The sequence below is a fragment of the Arenibacter sp. ARW7G5Y1 genome (assembly GCF_003201775.1).
Classification (GTDB): domain Bacteria; phylum Bacteroidota; class Bacteroidia; order Flavobacteriales; family Flavobacteriaceae; genus Arenibacter.
In genome coordinates, this window is record NZ_QJJZ01000013.1 from 161469 (window position 1) to 179922 (window position 18454).

Annotated in this window: 16 protein-coding genes; 12 read left to right on the top strand and 4 right to left on the bottom strand. The window is 40.3% G+C overall.

The features are described from left to right. The first annotated feature begins 60 nt into the window (after nucleotides 1–60). From C7972_RS17690 to C7972_RS17710, 5 genes are all read left to right on the top strand, one after another. Nucleotides 61–807, top strand: a complete 747-nt coding sequence (locus C7972_RS17690) for an electron transfer flavoprotein subunit beta/FixA family protein (RefSeq protein WP_110357486.1) — start codon at nucleotides 61–63, stop codon at nucleotides 805–807. A 120-nt stretch (nucleotides 808–927) separates the two neighbouring features. Beyond that, complete coding sequence (locus C7972_RS17695; protein WP_110357487.1) at nucleotides 928–1896, top strand: electron transfer flavoprotein subunit alpha/FixB family protein; 969 nt, start codon at nucleotides 928–930, stop codon at nucleotides 1894–1896. Nucleotides 1897–1986: 90 nt separating this feature from the next. Beyond that, nucleotides 1987–2616 carry a bifunctional nuclease family protein gene (locus C7972_RS17700; RefSeq protein ID WP_110357488.1) on the top strand — a complete coding sequence of 210 codons (630 nt, stop codon included), beginning with the start codon at nucleotides 1987–1989 and terminating at the stop codon, nucleotides 2614–2616. Between the two features lie 24 nt (nucleotides 2617–2640). Next, the gene (locus tag C7972_RS17705; RefSeq protein WP_110357489.1) at nucleotides 2641–4101 is read left to right on the top strand and encodes a NupC/NupG family nucleoside CNT transporter; all 1461 of its coding nucleotides are present in this window, start codon (nucleotides 2641–2643) and stop codon (nucleotides 4099–4101) included. A gap of 189 nt (nucleotides 4102–4290) precedes the next feature. Then, nucleotides 4291–5115: a thymidylate synthase gene (locus C7972_RS17710; RefSeq protein ID WP_110357490.1), complete on the top strand. Its 825-nt coding sequence runs from the start codon at nucleotides 4291–4293 to the stop codon at nucleotides 5113–5115. A gap of 197 nt (nucleotides 5116–5312) precedes the next feature. On the opposite strand, the gene C7972_RS17715 is transcribed toward C7972_RS17710, so the two are convergent. Both C7972_RS17715 and C7972_RS17720 read right to left on the bottom strand, forming a co-directional pair. Next, a complete protein-coding gene (locus C7972_RS17715) occupies nucleotides 5313–5609 on the bottom strand; it encodes an isoamylase early set domain-containing protein (RefSeq protein ID WP_110357491.1) in 297 nt (98 codons plus the stop codon). A gap of 153 nt (nucleotides 5610–5762) precedes the next feature. Beyond that, the gene (locus C7972_RS17720; RefSeq protein WP_110357492.1) at nucleotides 5763–6845 is read right to left on the bottom strand and encodes an aminotransferase class V-fold PLP-dependent enzyme; all 1083 of its coding nucleotides are present in this window, start codon (nucleotides 6843–6845) and stop codon (nucleotides 5763–5765) included. 56 nt (nucleotides 6846–6901) lie between these two features. Here C7972_RS17720 and C7972_RS17725 point away from each other — a divergent pair, with 56 nt between their 5' ends. Both C7972_RS17725 and C7972_RS17730 read left to right on the top strand, forming a co-directional pair. Beyond that, the gene (locus tag C7972_RS17725; protein ID WP_110357494.1) at nucleotides 6902–7291 is read left to right on the top strand and encodes a 2TM domain-containing protein; all 390 of its coding nucleotides are present in this window, start codon (nucleotides 6902–6904) and stop codon (nucleotides 7289–7291) included. After that, nucleotides 7288–7791, top strand: a complete 504-nt coding sequence (locus tag C7972_RS17730; RefSeq protein WP_110357495.1) for a dihydrofolate reductase — start codon at nucleotides 7288–7290, stop codon at nucleotides 7789–7791. Before C7972_RS17725 ends, C7972_RS17730 begins: the two co-directional genes overlap by 4 nt. Nucleotides 7792–7812: 21 nt before the next feature. Here the strand turns inward: C7972_RS17730 and murI are convergent, their stop codons facing one another. Next, the gene (gene murI / locus C7972_RS17735) at nucleotides 7813–8604 is read right to left on the bottom strand and encodes a glutamate racemase (RefSeq protein WP_110357496.1); all 792 of its coding nucleotides are present in this window, start codon (nucleotides 8602–8604) and stop codon (nucleotides 7813–7815) included. Between the two features lie 138 nt (nucleotides 8605–8742). Then, on the bottom strand, nucleotides 8743–10104 hold the full coding sequence (murC, locus tag C7972_RS17740; protein ID WP_110357497.1) for a UDP-N-acetylmuramate--L-alanine ligase: 1362 nt from the start codon (nucleotides 10102–10104) through the stop codon (nucleotides 8743–8745). 314 nt (nucleotides 10105–10418) lie between these two features. Between murC and C7972_RS24345 the strand changes: the two genes are divergently transcribed. From C7972_RS24345 to C7972_RS17765, 5 genes are all read left to right on the top strand, one after another. Next, nucleotides 10419–10574 (top strand): hypothetical protein, encoded by a 156-nt coding sequence (locus tag C7972_RS24345; protein WP_309148933.1) that lies wholly within the window; start codon nucleotides 10419–10421, stop codon nucleotides 10572–10574. Between the two features lie 3 nt (nucleotides 10575–10577). Continuing rightward, the gene (locus C7972_RS24350) at nucleotides 10578–10736 is read left to right on the top strand and encodes a cupin domain-containing protein (RefSeq protein ID WP_309148934.1); all 159 of its coding nucleotides are present in this window, start codon (nucleotides 10578–10580) and stop codon (nucleotides 10734–10736) included. A gap of 45 nt (nucleotides 10737–10781) precedes the next feature. Then, the gene (locus C7972_RS17755) at nucleotides 10782–11567 is read left to right on the top strand and encodes an SDR family oxidoreductase (RefSeq protein WP_110357499.1); all 786 of its coding nucleotides are present in this window, start codon (nucleotides 10782–10784) and stop codon (nucleotides 11565–11567) included. A gap of 204 nt (nucleotides 11568–11771) precedes the next feature. After that, nucleotides 11772–17846, top strand: a complete 6075-nt coding sequence (locus tag C7972_RS17760) for an alpha-2-macroglobulin (protein ID WP_110357500.1) — start codon at nucleotides 11772–11774, stop codon at nucleotides 17844–17846. A 77-nt stretch (nucleotides 17847–17923) separates the two neighbouring features. Next, complete coding sequence (locus C7972_RS17765) at nucleotides 17924–18298, top strand: DoxX family membrane protein (RefSeq protein WP_110357501.1); 375 nt, start codon at nucleotides 17924–17926, stop codon at nucleotides 18296–18298. The last annotated feature ends 156 nt before the right edge of the window (nucleotides 18299–18454 follow it).

The following is an 18454-nucleotide window of genomic DNA, read 5'->3' on the forward strand; positions in this document are numbered from 1 at the left end:
AAAAATTATTGAGTATCTTAGCCACCATTTCTAAATTAACGGTCAACAAAATATTAATATATGAAAATTTTAGTATGTCTAAGTAATGTCCCGGACACTACTTCAAAAATAAACTTCACGGACGGCGACACCAAATTTGACACCAATGGGGTTCAATTTGTAATTAATCCCAATGATGAATTTGGCCTAACGCGCGCCATGTGGTTCAAAGAAAAACAAGGAGCTACCGTACATGTGGCTACTGTTGGCGAAGCCAGTACCGAACCAACCATTAGAAAAGCATTGGCCATTGGTGCGGATGAAGCGATCCGCGTAAATGCAGTTCCCGTAGATGGCTTTTTTGTAGCCGAACAGTTGGCAGAAATCGTTAAAAACGGGGAATACGACCTAGTGATCGCCGGACGGGAATCCATAGATTACAATGGTGGCATGGTACCGGGTATTTTGGCCACTCTATTGGGCATGAATTTCGTTAACACCTGTATCAGTTTGGAAGTAGAGGGCAACAACGCCTCCGCTACTAGAGAGATCGATGGTGGAAAGGAAAAAATAGCAACCACTTTACCCTTGGTAATAGGGGGGCAAAAAGGCCTTGTCGCCGAAAGCGACCTAAGGATTCCCAACATGAGGGGAATTATGATGGCCCGCCAAAAGAAATTAAATGTAGTTGAACCCACTTCATCCAAAAATGTAACAGCCGATGTTAAATTTGAAAAACCTGCTCCAAAAGGCAAAGTGACATTGGTGGATGCGGATAATATTGACGAATTGATCAACCTTTTGCACAACGAAGCCAAAGTAATTTAATTATCAGCTTTTTGCAGTTGTAAATCAATTCACAAATAGTGATGATATAATCAAAACAAATTATAGCGCCCACGACCATATTCACTTGGAACAGGGCACTTATACAAAACATTAAAATCTATGTCAGTTTTAGTATATACAGAATCCGAAAACGGGAAATTTAAAAAGAATGCCCACGAGGTAGCCTCCTACGCACACGAGGTAGCCAAGCAAATGGGAACTACGGCTACGGCTATTTCCATTAATGCCATCGATGCCGAGAGTCTAGGGGATTTTGGAATTTCCAAAGTATTGAATGTTTCCAGTGACCAACTAAAAACCTTCAACGCCAAAGCCTATGCCAATGTAATTGGCCAGGCAGTAGAAAAAGAAACCGCAAAGGTCATTGTTATTAGTTCCAGTGCGGATACTAAATTCTTAGCCCCAATTTTAACCGCACAATTAAAAGCGGGCTATGTTCCCAATGTAGTATCGGCCCCGGAAAGTACCAGCCCGTTCAAGGTAAAAAGAACCGTTTTTAGCAATAAGGGCTTTGCCTTTACCGAAATCAATTCGGATATTAAAATTATCGGTGTTTCCAATAATGCTTTCGGAAGTATCGAAAACAAAACAACTGCTGCCGTTGAAAATTTTGAACCTAACCTTGGGGACGATTCCTTTACCTCCAAATCTATAGAAATAGATAAGGTAGTAGGAAAAGCCACCATTGCCGATGCCGATATTGTGGTATCTGGGGGCCGCGGATTAAAAGGCCCCGAAAACTGGGGAATGATAGAAGAATTGGCAGAAGTACTGGGAGCGGCCACAGCCTGTTCCAAACCTGTCTCCGACCTTGGATGGAGACCACATGGGGAACATGTTGGACAGACCGGAAAACCGGTTGCCAGTAATCTGTACATTGCCATAGGCATCTCCGGCGCCATTCAACATTTGGCAGGAGTTAGCTCCTCCAAAGTAAAAGTAGTCATCAATACCGACCCGGAAGCTCCCTTTTTTAAAGCTGCCGACTATGGCATAGTAGGCGATGCTTTTGAAGTTGTTCCCAAGCTAATAGAAAAATTAAAGGAATTTAAGGCACAAAACGCTTAATTTTTGTTAAATTGTGCCCCTTAAAGGGCTGCTCAAACATACTTGGCCCGTCCAGTATTTTGAACAGCCTTTTTTAGTTGATAGATTTCTATGAGTTTAGTAAGATTAAAAATAAAGGGGATTTCCTATAGCCAAACGCAAAATGGCGCATATGCCCTTATATTGAATGAAGTTGAAGGCGATCGTAAGCTACCTATCGTTATTGGTGCATTTGAAGCCCAATCCATAGCCATTGCCCTGGAGAAGGAAATCAAGCCACCTCGGCCACTGACCCATGATCTATTTAAAAATTTTGCCGATCGATTCGATATTGTAATCAAACAGGTCATCATCCACAAACTGGTTGATGGTGTTTTCTATTCCAGTATTATTTGCGAACGCGATAAAATAGAGGAGATCATTGATGCCAGAACCAGTGATGCCATTGCCTTGGCCCTAAGGTTCAACGCTCCCATTTTTACCTACAAGACCATTTTGGACAAGGCCGGTATATTCCTTAAATTTTCTTCAAAAGAAAAGGACAAGGAAGATTCTGACGACAGTATTATGGTCGATGAAATTCTGCAGGAAGGAGAAACAGTTGAAATAAATCCAGGTGCTTCCGATGGATACAAGGAATTAAGCACAGATGAATTATATGCCGAGTTGGACAAGGCCGTTGCAAGTGAAGACTATGAAAAAGCGGCAAAACTCAGGGACGAAATTTCCAAACGTAAATAATTTAGGAATAATTAATAAGAATGGATGACAAATAAGCTTTGGGTTTTAATCATTTTCTGCTTAATTGCCTTTCCCTCCCTTGCCCAGGATATAAGCAACCCAAACTTACTACAGAATTCCCTAGAGATTACCCCTAATCAAGGTGCATCATTTCAAAGTCTTTGGAGAGGAATTCTCGGAATGATATCGTTGATATTTATTGCCTACCTCTTTAGCAATAACAAAAAAGCCATTAACTGGAAAACCGCGGGAATAGGACTCCTTATCCAACTGCTCCTGGCCATTTGCATCCTAATCGGCGAAAAAATAGGCTTTAATGCTTTCGGCTATAGGTTTGACCTAAGCTTTGTATCAAAAATCTTTGAGTTTGGAGGGAGAATATTTGTCAGTATCCTTGATTTTACAAGGGCAGGCAGCAAATTCCTGTTTGAAGGCCTGGTAGTGGACATGGATACCTTCGGATTTATTTTTGCTTTTCAAGTCCTACCAACCATTATCTTCTTTTCGGCCTTAACGTCGGTTCTGTTCTATTTGGGAATCATCCAAAAAGTAGTACAGGCATTGGCCTGGTTACTATCCAGATCCCTTGGAATTTCTGGTGCTGAAAGTTTAAGCGTAACAGGGAATATATTTTTAGGACAAACTGAAGCTCCATTGTTAATTAAGGCCTATCTGGAAAAAATGACCCGATCGGAGATGCTATTGGTGATGATCGGAGGCATGGCAACCGTTGCCGGGGCCGTTTTAGCGGCTTATATTGGTTTTTTAGGTGGTGATGACCCCGTACTCAGGTTACATTTCGCAAAACACCTCCTGGCAGCATCGGTAATGGCAGCTCCCGGAGCCATTGTTATCTCTAAAATTCTATATCCCCAAACCGAAGCCATTAATACAGATGTACATGTTTCCAATGAAAAAATTGGCTCCAATATTCTGGATTCCATTTCCAACGGAACTACCGAAGGTCTAAAATTGGCCGTAAACGTTGGTGCCATGTTATTGGTATTTGTGGCCTTTATTGCCATGATAAATGGTATTTTAAACTGGGCCGGTGATATCACTGATCTAAACGCATGGATTGCAATGAATTCACCTTACGGGCATCTTTCGTTGGAGGCCATACTTGGAACACTTTTTGCACCCCTCATGTGGCTTATCGGGGTGGATTCTGAAGATATAATGCTGATGGGCCAACTGTTGGGCATTAAATTGGCCGCGAGTGAATTTATTGGCTACATCCAACTGGCCGAACTAAAAAATATTGCCAACAGCACCCATTTCACCTTTAACAAATCGGTTATTATGGCCACATATATGCTTTGTGGTTTTGCCAATTTTGCCTCTATTGGAATTCAGATCGGAGGAATAGGCTCCTTGGCTCCAGGACAAAGAAAAACCCTCTCTGAATTTGGAATGAAAGCTGTTTTAGGCGGTTCGTTGGCCTCGTTACTTTCAGCTACCATTGCTGGAATGATTTTGGGATAGTGGTCTCTTTAAAAAATTACTCCCTGAAGATTCCTAGACCTATAATCCCCGTTAATAAAATTTAATAACTTAGACTGCTTCCCAATCCTACCCAAGGTAGATTTGCCTAATTTCGCTTCACGGTTTTTTGGATGTCAATCTAAATTTACCCCCCCTTTTTATTTGAAGGGAGAGTCAAGACAGAAGCTTATGAAACAGTACCACGATTTATTAAAACACGTATTGGAAAATGGAACCCAAAAGGGCGATAGGACCGGTACAGGCACCAAAAGTGTTTTTGGATATCAAATGCGTTTTGACCTAGCGGAAGGCTTCCCCATGGTTACTACTAAAAAACTCCACTTAAAATCCATTGTCCATGAATTGCTTTGGTTCTTAAAGGGCGATACCAATATTGGCTATTTACAGGAAAACGGAGTACGTATATGGAATGAATGGGCAGATGGGAATGGTAATTTAGGCCCAGTTTACGGTTATCAGTGGCGCAATTGGAACGGGGATGAGATCGACCAGATAAAGGATATAGTAAACACCTTAAAAACCAACCCCAATAGCCGTCGTATGCTGGTTTCGGCCTGGAACCCCAGTGTACTGCCGGACACCTCATTATCGTTTTCGGAAAATGTGGCCAATGGAAAAGCCGCATTGCCTCCATGCCATGCCTTTTTTCAATTCTATGTTGCCGATGGTAGATTATCCTGCCAATTATACCAACGAAGTGCGGATATCTTCCTAGGGGTTCCATTCAACATTGCGTCCTATGCCCTATTTACCCTTATGATGGCACAGGTTTGCGGATTACAACCCGGCGAATTTATTCACACCTTTGGCGATGCGCACATCTATAACAACCATTTTGACCAAGTTGAATTGCAGTTAAGCAGACAGCCAAGACCCTTACCAAAAATGGTCCTGAACCCTGAGGTAAAGGATATCTTCGATTTTACCTTTGAAGATTTTAGTTTGTTGGATTATGATCCCCACCCACATATAAAAGGGATCGTAGCAATTTAAAGCTATGTGGCCGACCTGTACGGGGAAGCACTAACATTTCTTGATCCATAGAAATCCATTAAGGGCTATTTACAAGGCCCTAAACTTCCTATAAATCCGCATTTATTTATAATTCATGCACTTTCAGGAGTAGCCATTACCTTAATAAATCCGATACCATTAAAGCTCTAGACCCAATGGTATCGGAGGTAGATAAATTAAAGCTCCAATACTGAATTTTCAGCACCGGCAAATTCGTTCCACTGGTAACGATCTGCATCAGCGTCGTTTACGTAATTGCCATCCACTATATATTTAAATTCATATGTACCTTCCTTTGGCAAATTGAAAGTTCCTTTAAAGGTTCCGTTTTTCAATTTCTTCAATGCACTTCCTTTTGGGCTCCAATTATTAAAATCCCCAACTACCACCACCTTCTTTGCATCTTCAGCAGGCACAGAGAAAGTCACCTTGCATATTGGCTTGCTCTTTAAATATTGTTTTGTAATTCCCATAACCTCTATATTTTAAATTAAAATTCAAAATTACACCATTAAAGTCCTCATTCCCAATGACCAATATCATTTTTATCATTTTCTTAAAATAAGTTTAACAATTGATCTTCTTTGACAATAATACCAAGTAAAATTCATAAGTAACTAACATGGCTAACTTCCTTTTAAGATCCCAATAATCTTATCTATCTCCCTTTCTGTATTGTAGAAATGAAAGCTTAGTCGTATACCATTTCCACGTTGCGCACACACCACATCCTGCTCCATTAATTTGGCATACAATTCCTTATCCCCAGCAATATTAAAAATAGAGCTATGTATTTTTCTCTTTACCACAGACTCTTCCAACAACCCCAAATTTTCAAATTCGCTCTTTGCCTTTAACGAAAGCCCTCTAATCTGGTCGGAAATAGCCGCCATACCAATGCCGGAAAGAAACCCCAAAGAATAGTTTAAACTACCAAAGTTAAAGGTATCCAAATGTCCCGGCTCCAATTGTTTGGCAAAGGATATCTTCTCCCTACCTTCCATATCCGCATCAGCAGCATTAAAACCTGTAGAACTGCAATTGAATTTGGCCGGAACATCATCTGCAAACAACATAAACCCGTTGCCATAGCCACCAAGCAACCACTTATAGGAACTGGCGCCCAACACATCTATACCAGAATCCTCAAAGTTAAAGGTTTCCGTACCTAAAAACTGTGTACCATCCGCAATGATCAATAGATCGGGGAACTCCTTTTTCAATTTTCCCAAGAACTCTAGATCTACCTTAATCCCATTTAACCACTGCACCAAACTAAGTGCCAACACATTTATGTTATCCAACCTTATCCTATCGTAAATATTCTCCTCCAAAGCCTCTGTAACTTTTATATAGAAGGTATGGCAGTCCTTACTTTCAAATGGCCAGTTCAAAGAAGGGTAATCCCCTTCCAACAACAAAACGTTTCTTGCACTCCCCATGCCTTCCAATAACAAATTGAGCCCAATGGAGAAATTGGGCACCAATGCCACATTATCCGCCTTGCAACCAAAAAATTCCCCTATGGTATTTCTAGTTTCCGAAAGAAGCAGGTGACCTTTCATCTTCATGCTACTCCCTCCAATGAGAAAATCAAGATCATGTTCCTGTCTCCAATCCAGAAGATCATCATAAAGAAGACCGGATGTAGCCGTATTTACATAGGTATATTGACTTAAAACTGGGAATTGCTTTATAATTTTTTGCATATCCAAAGAGGTAAAATTTGTATTTATGGTATCTTTGTATAAAGATAGGAATTAGGATGTTCTCCAAGGATAAAAAAAAGTCACTTTTAGAAATAGAGCAGCATGAACTAATGGAACATGCCCAAACTAGAATAAAACAAAAAAAGCGACTTTATAATCATTTTGTTGTGTTTTTGATCGGAAGTGTATTTATCGTCTTCATCAACAAAGTATTAAAGTATGGCTTGGAATACAACTGGTTTGTTTGGGCCATTACCTTTTGGGCATTTTTGTTTGCAATCCATATCTTCAATGTTTATATCACCAATAAATTTATGGGTCTGGATTGGGAAAGGGCGCAAAGGGAAAAGTTGGTATTGAAACAGAAACAAAAAATTGCTGCACTGCAAAAAGAAATTGAAACGGAATTTCCATTATCCAACATCAATAAAAAAAAAGAAGAGTGAACATTCTATCCATAATAGCCGCCGCTGCAGAAAACAATGCCTTGGGAAAGGACAATGACCTGCTTTGGCATTTACCGGATGACTTTAAACGCTTCAAAAGTCTTACCTCCGGACATAAAATAATCATGGGACGAAAAACCTTCGAGAGTTTCCCAAAACCATTGCAAAACCGAACCCATATCATTATTACCAGAGATAAGGGCTATACTGTAAAACACAAGGATTGTATAGTGGTACATTCCATGCAAGAGGCCTTGAACCTTGTGAAACTGGAACCCTTATCCTATATTATAGGTGGGGGTGAAATATATAAACAGGGATTGGAATATGCCAACCAAATAGAACTGACAAGGGTACACGGAACTTTTGAGGCAGACACCTTTTTTCCAGAATTCGACAAGGACAAATGGCAACTTACAAAAGAGGAATACCACCCCAAGGATGAGCGACATAAATATGATTTCACATATTTGACCTACACCAAAAGACAAAAGGAATAAGCAGCCCTAGTGGCAAAAAAGCTAAAAATTTAGAAACTGTGCCTTATTTGGCACACTTACATCCCTTAAAAAAAAATTTAGTACTTCAACGTCACCATTAGTAAAAAACTGCTGCGAACCACTAGGACCATCCTCTGTCGCCAATAAATTGTTTAATTGCAATACATTCCTGGTTTGTCTGGCTACCCCCTCTCCAGAGTCGATAATCTTTATATTTTTAGGTAAAATTTCCCTTATCAAGGGTATTAAATAGGGATAATGTGTACATCCCAAAACCAATTGATCCATGCCTTGGCTTAACATTGGCCCCAAATAACTTTGCAATAACTCCCTAGTTTTTGAAGTATTGATCTCCCCTTTCTCTATCTGCTCAACCAGACCAGTACCAACCTGATCCAGTACCTTTATACCACTTGCATAAATTTCCGAGGTATTATTGAATAAGGCGCTGGACAAAGTACCCTTGGTTGCCAAAACACCTATTGTTTTGGTTTTGGAATTTAAAGCGGCAGGCTTAATGGCAGGTTCAATTCCGATCATGGGAACACTATAACTGGCCCTAAGCTCCTTAATAGCGTTGGTGGTAGCTGTGTTACAGGCAATAACTATAAGTTTACAACCCTTTTGCAGAAGTAGTTCAACATTTTTTATACTAAGTTGGAGTATCTGCTCCTTTGATTTCTCCCCATAGGGGGCATTTTTACTGTCGGCCAGGTAAACAGTGGATTCATAAGGAAGAACCTTGTTGATCTCCCGCCATATGGAGGTACCGCCAATACCTGAATCAAAAATACCTATGGGACCTTTATTCATTTAAAATAAAAAGATTAAACAGCCTTAAAGTTACATTAATAATACTTTTTGGAGTCGTTCTTTTCGGGAAATAAAATGTCCGATTTTTCAAATTTTATTTTAATCCACTTGATTCAACACTACCAAAAGACCAACTACCTAATACTTTTGAACCAACATTTTTACTTCCTCCAAATTGAGTCCACCATAATTGCCCGAGCTCATTAAAAGTAGTACGGAATTATCATATTGTTGACCAAACACAAAGTTTTTGAAATCCTCGGCATCTGTAAAAATCCGTAAATCGTCCCGAACAAAAGCTTCCGAAATTTGTTCTGCCGTAACCTCCTTCAGCTTCTTTATCCTTACCGATTCCGGCAAGTAGAAAACCGCTGCTACATCCGCAGCCGCTAAAGCACCATTATACTCCTTTAAAAATTCCGGGTTAAAACTGCTATAGGTATGCAGTTCCAAACACGCAATTAATTTTCTATCCGGGTACTGCTCTTTTACGGCATTGGTAGTGGCCATTACTTTACTGGGGGAATGCGCAAAATCCTTATAGGCAACACATGTCTTGCCTTCTGCTATTTTTTCCAGTCTTTTTGAAGCACCTTTAAAGGATGCAATGGCCTCATAGAAATCATCTTCATCCACACCCATATTCTGACATATCCATTTAGCCCCAGCCAAATTGCTAAGATTGTGCTTCCCGAAAACTTCGATCGGCATAGGACCCTCCGGAGTTTCCAAAATGGTTTGTCCATTTTCAACCACATATTCCGGTGTTGTATAAGGAAGCTTTCGAATGGCATTCTCAGAAGCTTTTACTACCTTGTCCACCTCTGGGTCTTCCTCATTATAGGTTATACTACCTCCCTTAACAATGCTATCCACAAATATCCGGAATTGCTCCACATAATTGTCATAGGTAGGAAATACATTGATGTGGTCCCAGGCAATGCCACTCAACAAGGCAATATTGGGTTTGTACAAATGAAATTTAGGCCTCCTATCTATGGGCGAGGACAAATATTCATCCCCTTCCAACACTATAAAATCGTTCTCCTCCGTAAGATGTACCATACGGTCAAACCCCTCCAATTGGGCACCTACCATATAATCTACTGCTCTGTCGTGATAATCCAATACATGTAATATCATGGAAGTAATGGTGGTCTTGCCATGACTTCCTCCAATAACAACCCTGGTCTTATTTTTGGACTGTTCGTACAGGAACTCCGGATAGGAAAAAATTTTTAATCCCAATTCCTGTGCCTTTAGTAGTTCTGGGTTGTCGGCCTTGGCATGCATGCCCAAAATCACCGCATCCAAATTGGAATTCAATTTCTCTGGAAACCAGCCAAATTGTTCCGGCAATAGCCCTTTGGCTTCCAGCCTAGTTTTGGAGGGTTCAAAAATTACGTCATCGCTACCTGAAACAATATACCCCTTGTGATGTAAGGCCAAGGCCAAATTGTGCATAGCGCTACCCCCTATGGCAATAAAATGAATGTGCATGAAAAAATCGGTTTATGGGGTAAAGATAATCATTGTTGAAGGCTATCAAAAAAAGTTATTGCCATGAACTATTTTTTTTGGAAACAACAGCCATAAGCCCTAGACAGAAAGCTGTTCCCCTTCAAGAAAAGGGTTCGTGGAACAGAGGCATTAAACCAGGTTCCCTGCCAAAAATAGCAGGAGTGGTTCAACTATCCCATTTCAAGAAACCTAGGACATTTATAATCCGGATCTCAAGAATAAATCCGGAATATGACTAAAAACGATAACCGAACCTTGAATATTTTTTAATTTAGTACCCAAGAGCATTATCCATGAAAATAAAACTTGCCGAAATTGTCCCAAAGGAAATTATGCCTGGCTACCATGGCAAACTCATTCATACCCAAAATATGAGTCTAGCTTTTTGGGAGGTGGAGGCCGGAGCCAAAGTTCCTGAACACGCACACATGAATGAACAGGTGATGTAGGTTTTGGAAGGAAATTTTGAATTTACCCTTGACGGCATTACCAAAATCTATGAGCCTGGGGATCTGGTGATAATTCCACCCCACGTTTCACATAGTGGCGTAGCACTTACCCCTTGTAAATTGCTGGATGTTTTTAGTCCCACTAGGGAAGAATATAAATAAACCTATCATTGTCCTACTGGGATAGTGTTAAAACAAATTACCAAGATGAAGATATCACTCCATAACAAAAAAGCATTGATCGGTGGTAGTAGTCGTGGAATCGGCAGGGCCATTGCCCAACAATTGGCAGCCAGTGGGGCAAGTGTGACCGTCATGGCCAGAAGTGGGTACCAATTGAGATCCCTGATCTCCTATTTACCCACAGATAACGGACAGCAACACCAATATTTGGCCGTAGATTACTCCGATTTTGACACTTATAAAAAAAGTATAGTTACCTACTTCAAAACGAATACGGTTGATATATTGGTCAACAATACCCAGGGACCATCGGCCGGGAGTGCTTTGGATAAAAATATAGATGATTACCAACAAGCTTTTGACCTTCTTTTTAAGACCGTGGTATTTACCACGGAACAGGCACTAAAGGGAATGATATCCCAAAAATACGGTCGCATTATCAATATTGCCTCAGTTTCCGTAAAGGAACCCCTGTCCTATTTGGCCCTTTCCAATAGCATACGCGCTGCAGTTGTTACCTGGTCCAAAACCTTGGCTTCCGACATAGGAAAATATAACATCACTGCAAACTGTACCTTAACCGGATATTTTAACACGGATAGACTAAAGGAGCTTAACGGTGCCAAGGCCAAATCCTTGGGCATCCCTCTTACTGAAGTTGAAAATCATATGCTGGCCCATGTCCCTGTGGGACGATTTGGAGACCCAACAGAATACGGGCACTTGGTTACTTTTCTGGCCTCGGAGTATGCCTCTTTTATTACAGGGACCAATATTCCCATAGATGGCGGAATGCTCAAATCCCTATAAATGTCTGCCATTAAAACAGAAAATTGCCCTGAAGGTCAATACTTCCATGGGTACTAAAAAAATACCCACTCCATAAAGCAACGTTGGTATTCTTTTTGTATCTATTCCTGCATGGCATGTTTACTCACTTAAAATGGTGTTTCACTCATTAAGGATTGTAATCCCAAGAAATAAACGCCAATTTTGTTTTATATATTCATACAGATGAAAAAGATAGCAACAATTTTTACCTTAATCCTCTTCTCCCAAATGGGACATTCCCAATCCCCTAAGGATACTTACTCCTCCTTATGGCAGAGGGTCCAAAAATTTGAGAACGAGGCCTTGACCAAATCCGCATTGGAGATAGTGTCCATAATTTCAAAAAAGGCCAAAAAAGAGCAGAATTCCGTACAGATCATACGATCGCTTTTATACACCTCCAAATATGCGCTCACCTTGGAGGAGGACGCCCAATTAAAAATTGTACGCGATTTTAAAAAGGAAATAGACCATAGCCAATTCCCCACCAAAAATATCTTGGAGAGTTATTTGGCAAATATGTATTGGCAGTATTTCCAACAAAATAGGTATCGATTCTACGATAGGACAACAACCGAGCAAAAAGTGGATAGCATTGATTTTAGAACATGGGATCCCAATACTATCTTCCATGAAATAAATGTACATTTTGATGCTTCATTGGAAAAGCCCTTAGAATTACAACACTTAAAAGTGGAAGCTTTTAAAGAAATCCTCAATGAACAAAAAGGCTCTGGCATATTTAGACCCACCCTGTTCGATCTATTGGCCCATTCGGCATTGGATTTTTATAAGACCAGCGAAAATAGCATTACAAGACCGGCAGATAAATTTGAATTGGACAGCCCAGAAATATTATGCGAGGGAAAACAGTTTGTGGAACAACGGATCAACACCAAGGACAATACTTCTTTACAGTCCAAAGCCATAAAAATCTATCAGCAACTCTTGGATTTCCATGATCCCGCGGAGGAAGCCTATGTGGATGTTGATATTGAACGCCTAAAATATATAAGGGAAAATGCGGTATTCCCCAACAAGGACCAGCAGTACCTGGAGGTTTTACAAAATACCGCCGAATCTATCAAAAAGAATAAAAACTCGGCTTTATATTATTTTGAAATTGCCCAGCTATATCGTGATTGGGGAAATAGCTATCAACCGAAGATAAAAGAGGAGTACAGATGGAAACAGAAGGAAGCTATGGCGTTATGCCAAACCGTAATAGAAAAATTCCCAAAAAGTAGGGGCGCCGAAAAATGTAAGGCGTTACAATCGGAGATCCTATCCAAAGACCTGCGTTTGACCGGGGAACGACATATACCAATCAACCAACCTTCCCGATTATTGTTGCAATACAAAAATCTCCACACACTACAATTATCGGCCCGTAAGATTACCCAAAAGGAGATAAAGCAGCTCAATGCCCTTTATCGTGAGGAAAAAATATTGGCCTTTATTAAAAAACTCCCTGAAGTTAAGAGTTGGGATACCAAACTTATCAACGAAAAGGATTATCAATCCCATAAAATAGAAATCCTTTTGCCAGAATTGGACAACGGCTCGTACCTTATTTTGGCCACCCCCAATACCGATTCTGGCTACACCTTTGCCTATAGCCCCATCCAAGTTACCAATTTGGCATTAGTGGAAGGACAAACCGGTTCTGAACATAACTTCCAAGTAATTGATCGCAATAGCGGAAAACCTATATCCGGAGCTACCCTAAAATTCTCCTATCAACGCAACTACGAAAGGCCTATTCTGACCAATACCTTTGTTTCCGACGAAAAAGGGATGGTAAGCCTTCCCTTATCGAGCGAGCGCTGGAACAACGTGGATATCCTGATCAACACCAAAAATGAAGAGGCCTTCTTTGAAGATTTCTATGTCAATGCCAAATATGACCAAGGGGAGGAAGACGACCGCTACTCCTGTTTTTTATTTACGGACCGCAGCATTTACAGGCCGGGACAACCCCTATATTTTAAAGGGTTGGCCATGGTACAGAAAGATGATAAATCCGCCGTGCTTACCAATACAAGAATAAGGGTAAGCCTTATGGATGTTAATCGTCAAGAAGTTGCCCAACAAGATTTTAGAACCAATGACTACGGTTCCTTTTCAGGTGAATTCATTTTACCCAATAATGGGCTTACTGGCAATTATTATTTGAAATTGGATTCTGAAGACGTTGAAATTAACGGCAATAGTTATTTTTCAGTGGAAGAATACAAACGACCGAAATTTGAAACTTCATTGGAAGCCATTACGGAGACGTATAGGGTTAACGATACCATTGCTGTTCAGGGAAAGGCGAAGACCTACGCTGGAAGCTTTATTACAGATGCCAAGGTGAGCTACACCGTAAGGCGAGTGGTGTATTACCCTAAATGGCATTATTGGCACCTGCCCTATTTTGATGCCACCCCTCAAGAGATTGCACATGGTGAAACGGCAACCGACGCCAACGGTAAATTCGAGATCAATTTCATGGCCATACCAGACCTAAGTATCGCCAAGGAAAATATGCCCACCTTTAACTATGAGGTTACAGCAGATGTTACGGACCTTAATGGCGAAACACACAGTGCAACTACTATGGTCAATGTGGGTTATCATGCCCTTACGGCCGATATCCAAATTGAAGATCCTTTAAACAAGGATAGCCAAAATTCAATTATAACCATCTCCACCAATAATCTTAACGGTGAATTTATTGCGGCACAGGGAAGCCTCAAAATGTATAAATTAAAGGCGCCAGACAATGTCCTTAGGCCAAGACCATGGCCAGCTCCTGATTATGATGGCTTTGGAAAAACCAAATTCAAAGAACTTTTCCCCCATGATGCCTTTGCCAAGGAAGATAATCCAGCCTTTTGGGAGAAAGGGGAATTAGTATGGAAATCCGGCTTTGATACAGGGGAGTCCAAGGAAATCGACTTGGGCAACGTAAAGAAATGGTTGTCCGGAAAATATGTTATTGAATTGGAAACAAAGGACAAATTTGGTCAATTGGTAAAGGACGTTGCACAAACTACTTTCTACAGTGATAAGGACAAAATACCGGCCGATAATCAGCTTTTTCAAATAAAGACCGATAAAAACTCCTATAACATTGGGGAGAAAGTGAAACTTAGTTTACGTTCTGCTATGGAAGGTCTTACTATATCCTTGTTCATTGAAAAGGGTCAAGAAATTGTGGCAACACATCTAATTGAATTGCACAATAATTCAAAGACCATCGAAATTCCTGTTACTGCCGATGACTTGGGTGGATTTGCCATAAATTATAGCTACTCCGCATACAATGCCTTTCAATCGGGTAGCCTTACCATTACGGTCCCCTACCCCAATTCGGACCTAAAAATTGAAACAATTACCTTTCGCGATAAGCTTCAGCCTGGAAAAGAGGAAACATGGTCCTTTAAAATTAAAGGTCCTAAAGGTGACAAGGTATCGGCCGAACTACTGGCAGGTATGTACGATGCCTCATTGGATGCCTTTAAGGGACACCATTGGAATTTCTCTCCAAACTACAAGGGGCAATATTACACCAGCAGACATCTCAATGCTTATAAAAGTTATGGGATTACTTCCTTTAATACCTATCTAAATTTTGGTGACAGGTTTGCCTACGAATCTCAATATTATGATTCCTTTGATTGGTTCGGCCTTCATTTTGGATTTGGGTATGCACTAAGAGACAGAATGATGATGAAGAGTAGTGCTACAGGAATACACAGGGAGGAATTGGCCGAGAGTGAAGCCTTGGATGAAACAATTATTACCGGCAGTGTGGCCCAAGCTCCGGAAAACAATGGGAAACACAACCCAATAACCCCAACAGGGAATAACAGCAAAAATGGGTTTGACGATATCCAAATCAGGAAAAACCTTCAGGAAACTGCCTTTTTCTTCCCACAGCTACTAACCGATAAAGACGGAAATGTATCCTTTAGTTTCACTACCCCCGAAGCTTTGACCAAATGGAAGCTACAGCTACTGGCACATACCAAAACCATGGAAACTGCCACCTCCACCTTGCAAACCGTTACGCAAAAGGAATTGATGGTTATCCCAAATGCCCCACGTTTCTTACGTGAGGGTGATAAAATAACGATCAGCACCAAAATCGCGAATCTAACCAACAAATTGCTCAATGGCAATGCTAGGCTGGAATTGGTGGATGCCTTTAGCGGAAGGGATATAACCCAAGAGCTTTTGATCAGTAGCCCCGAAACCGTTATACCCGAAAACACTTTTACGGTAGACGCCATGGGGAATACCCAGGTTTCATGGAGTCTAGAAATTCCTGAAGGAATTGGAGCCGTACAGTATAAGGTAATGGCCAAGGCCGGTGATTTTAGTGATGGGGAACAAAATGTACTTCCGGTACTCTCCAACCGAATGTTGGTTACCGAAACCCTGCCAATGTGGGTCCGGGGCAATGAAACCAAAACCTTTACCTTGGACAAATTAAAGAACACTACCTCCTCTACCTTAAAGCATCATCAACTTAGCCTGGAGATAACTTCCAACCCGGCATGGTATGCAGTACAGGCCCTTCCATACTTAATGGAATATCCTTATGATTGTAATGAGCAAATATTTTCGAGATACTACGCCAACACTTTGGGAGGGTATATTGCCAATTCCAATCCAAGAATACAACAGGTATTTGACCAATGGGCCAACTCCGATGCGCTGTTGAGCAATCTTGAAAAGAATGAAGAATTAAAATCGATCTTAATTCAGGAAACACCATGGTTGCGCGATGCCCAAAACGAAACCGAACAAAAGAAACGTATAGCACTGCTTTTTAATTTGAACAAATTAAAAAATGATCAGGACAATGCCTTCAACAAACTTATACAGAATCAAATGTCATCCGGGGCCTGGGCCTGGTTCAAGGGAGGTCCCGAAAACCGATTTATCACCCAACATATTGTTACCGGCTTAGGACATTTAAGAAAATTGACATCGACCTCTGAAAATGAACAAAAATCCCGGGTTGAAAACAGTGATGATCCCAAAAAATTACAAATAATAACAAATGCGGTTTCTTATTTGGATGAAGAGTTTGTAAAAGAATACGAACAAATGAAAAAATACAGCACTGACCTTAAAGAAGACCATTTAAGCCATACCCAAATACATTATCTGTATATGCGCAGTTATTTTCCAGAACTCATGATCTCCAAAAAAGTGGCTGAAATAATGGAGTACTACAAAATTCAGGCACAAAAATATTGGGTAAAAAAGGATCTGTATTCAAAAGGCCTGCTTTCCCTAATTCTCTATAGGAGCGGAAATACAGCTACCGCCAATAAAATAATACAATCCTTGGAGGAAAATAGTATTTTGAGTGAGGAATTGGGTATGTATTGGAAGGAAAACAACAATTCCTGGCATTGGCACCAAGCTCCCATTGAAACCCAATCCTTGCTAATAGAGGCTTTTTCCGAAATTAAAGATGATAATAAAACAGTAGACAATCTTAAAATTTGGCTGTTGAAGAACAAACAGACCAATCAATGGAAAACTACCAAAGCTACCACGGATGCCATTTACGCCCTTCTTTTAAAAGGAAGTGAATGGTTGTCTGTTACAGAGGCAGTAAACGTATTGGTGGGAGGTGAAAAAATTGACCCCTCCAAACTGGAAAATGTACAGGTGGAAGCCGGAACCGGCTATTACAAAACCTCTTGGACCAAGAACGAAATAAGTCCAAAAATGGCAGAGGTACAGCTGAACAAAAAAGGGGATGGTATTGCTTGGGGAGCTTTGTACTGGCAATATTTTGAAGATTTGGACAAAATAACCTCTGCCGACTCGCCTTTGAAATTAAAAAAGAAAGTGTTCTTAAAAACGAATACCGATACTGGTGAGGTAATATCCGAAATTAACAATGAAACACCTTTACATGTTGGGGATTTAGTTCGTATAAGAATTGAATTAAAAGTAGATAGACCCATGGAATATGTACATATGAAAGACATGAGGGCCGCGGGAATGGAACCCATCAATGTGATGTCTAGCTATAAATGGCAAGATGGCCTTGGGTACTATGAAAGCACAAAAGATGCCAGTACCAATTTCTTTTTCGATTACCTGCCCAAAGGTATTTATGTGTTTGAATACGATTTAAGGGTCAACAATGCCGGGGATTTCAGCAACGGGATTTCTACCATTCAGAGTATGTACGCACCCGAATTTAGTAGTCACAGCGAAGGAGTCAGAATTCTAATAGAATAACAAAAAATATAATATTGCTAAAAAGGTATTGCTTTTTTTCATAAATTGATAAATAACTAACATAAAATCAAGGAATTATGAACTCTACCTTTTTTATTGCGTTACGCTTTGTTTTTGGAATTTTTCTGATCGTCTTCGGGGCGAATAAATTCTTACATTTTATGCCGGCGGGGCAGATGTCCGAAGCCGCCATGAATTATTTTTCGGCCTTGATGAGCACCAATACCCTATATGTGGTAGCCATAGTTGAAATTCTTTCGGGGATTTCCTTATTGACCAATAAATTTGGGGCGTTAATGATGATCATATTGATGACCATCTCAGTGAATGCGTTATTGTTCAATGCCTTTTTGGAACCTGGTTCCATTGGCCTCACTCTGGTATTGCTTATTCTTAATATAGTAATGCTTTACGCTTACAAAGAAAGGTATAAAGATATACTGAGAGCATAATTCCAACAATTGGTACATATCCTTAAAAAACAGGAAGAGGCTGTCTAAAAAGGCAGTCTCTTTTTTTTTGTTTATGATTTTAAAAAAAGTATTGATTTTCTTATCTTAATGGTATGAAAAGCAATGTCGTTTGGAAGACCAATAATCAGACGCAAT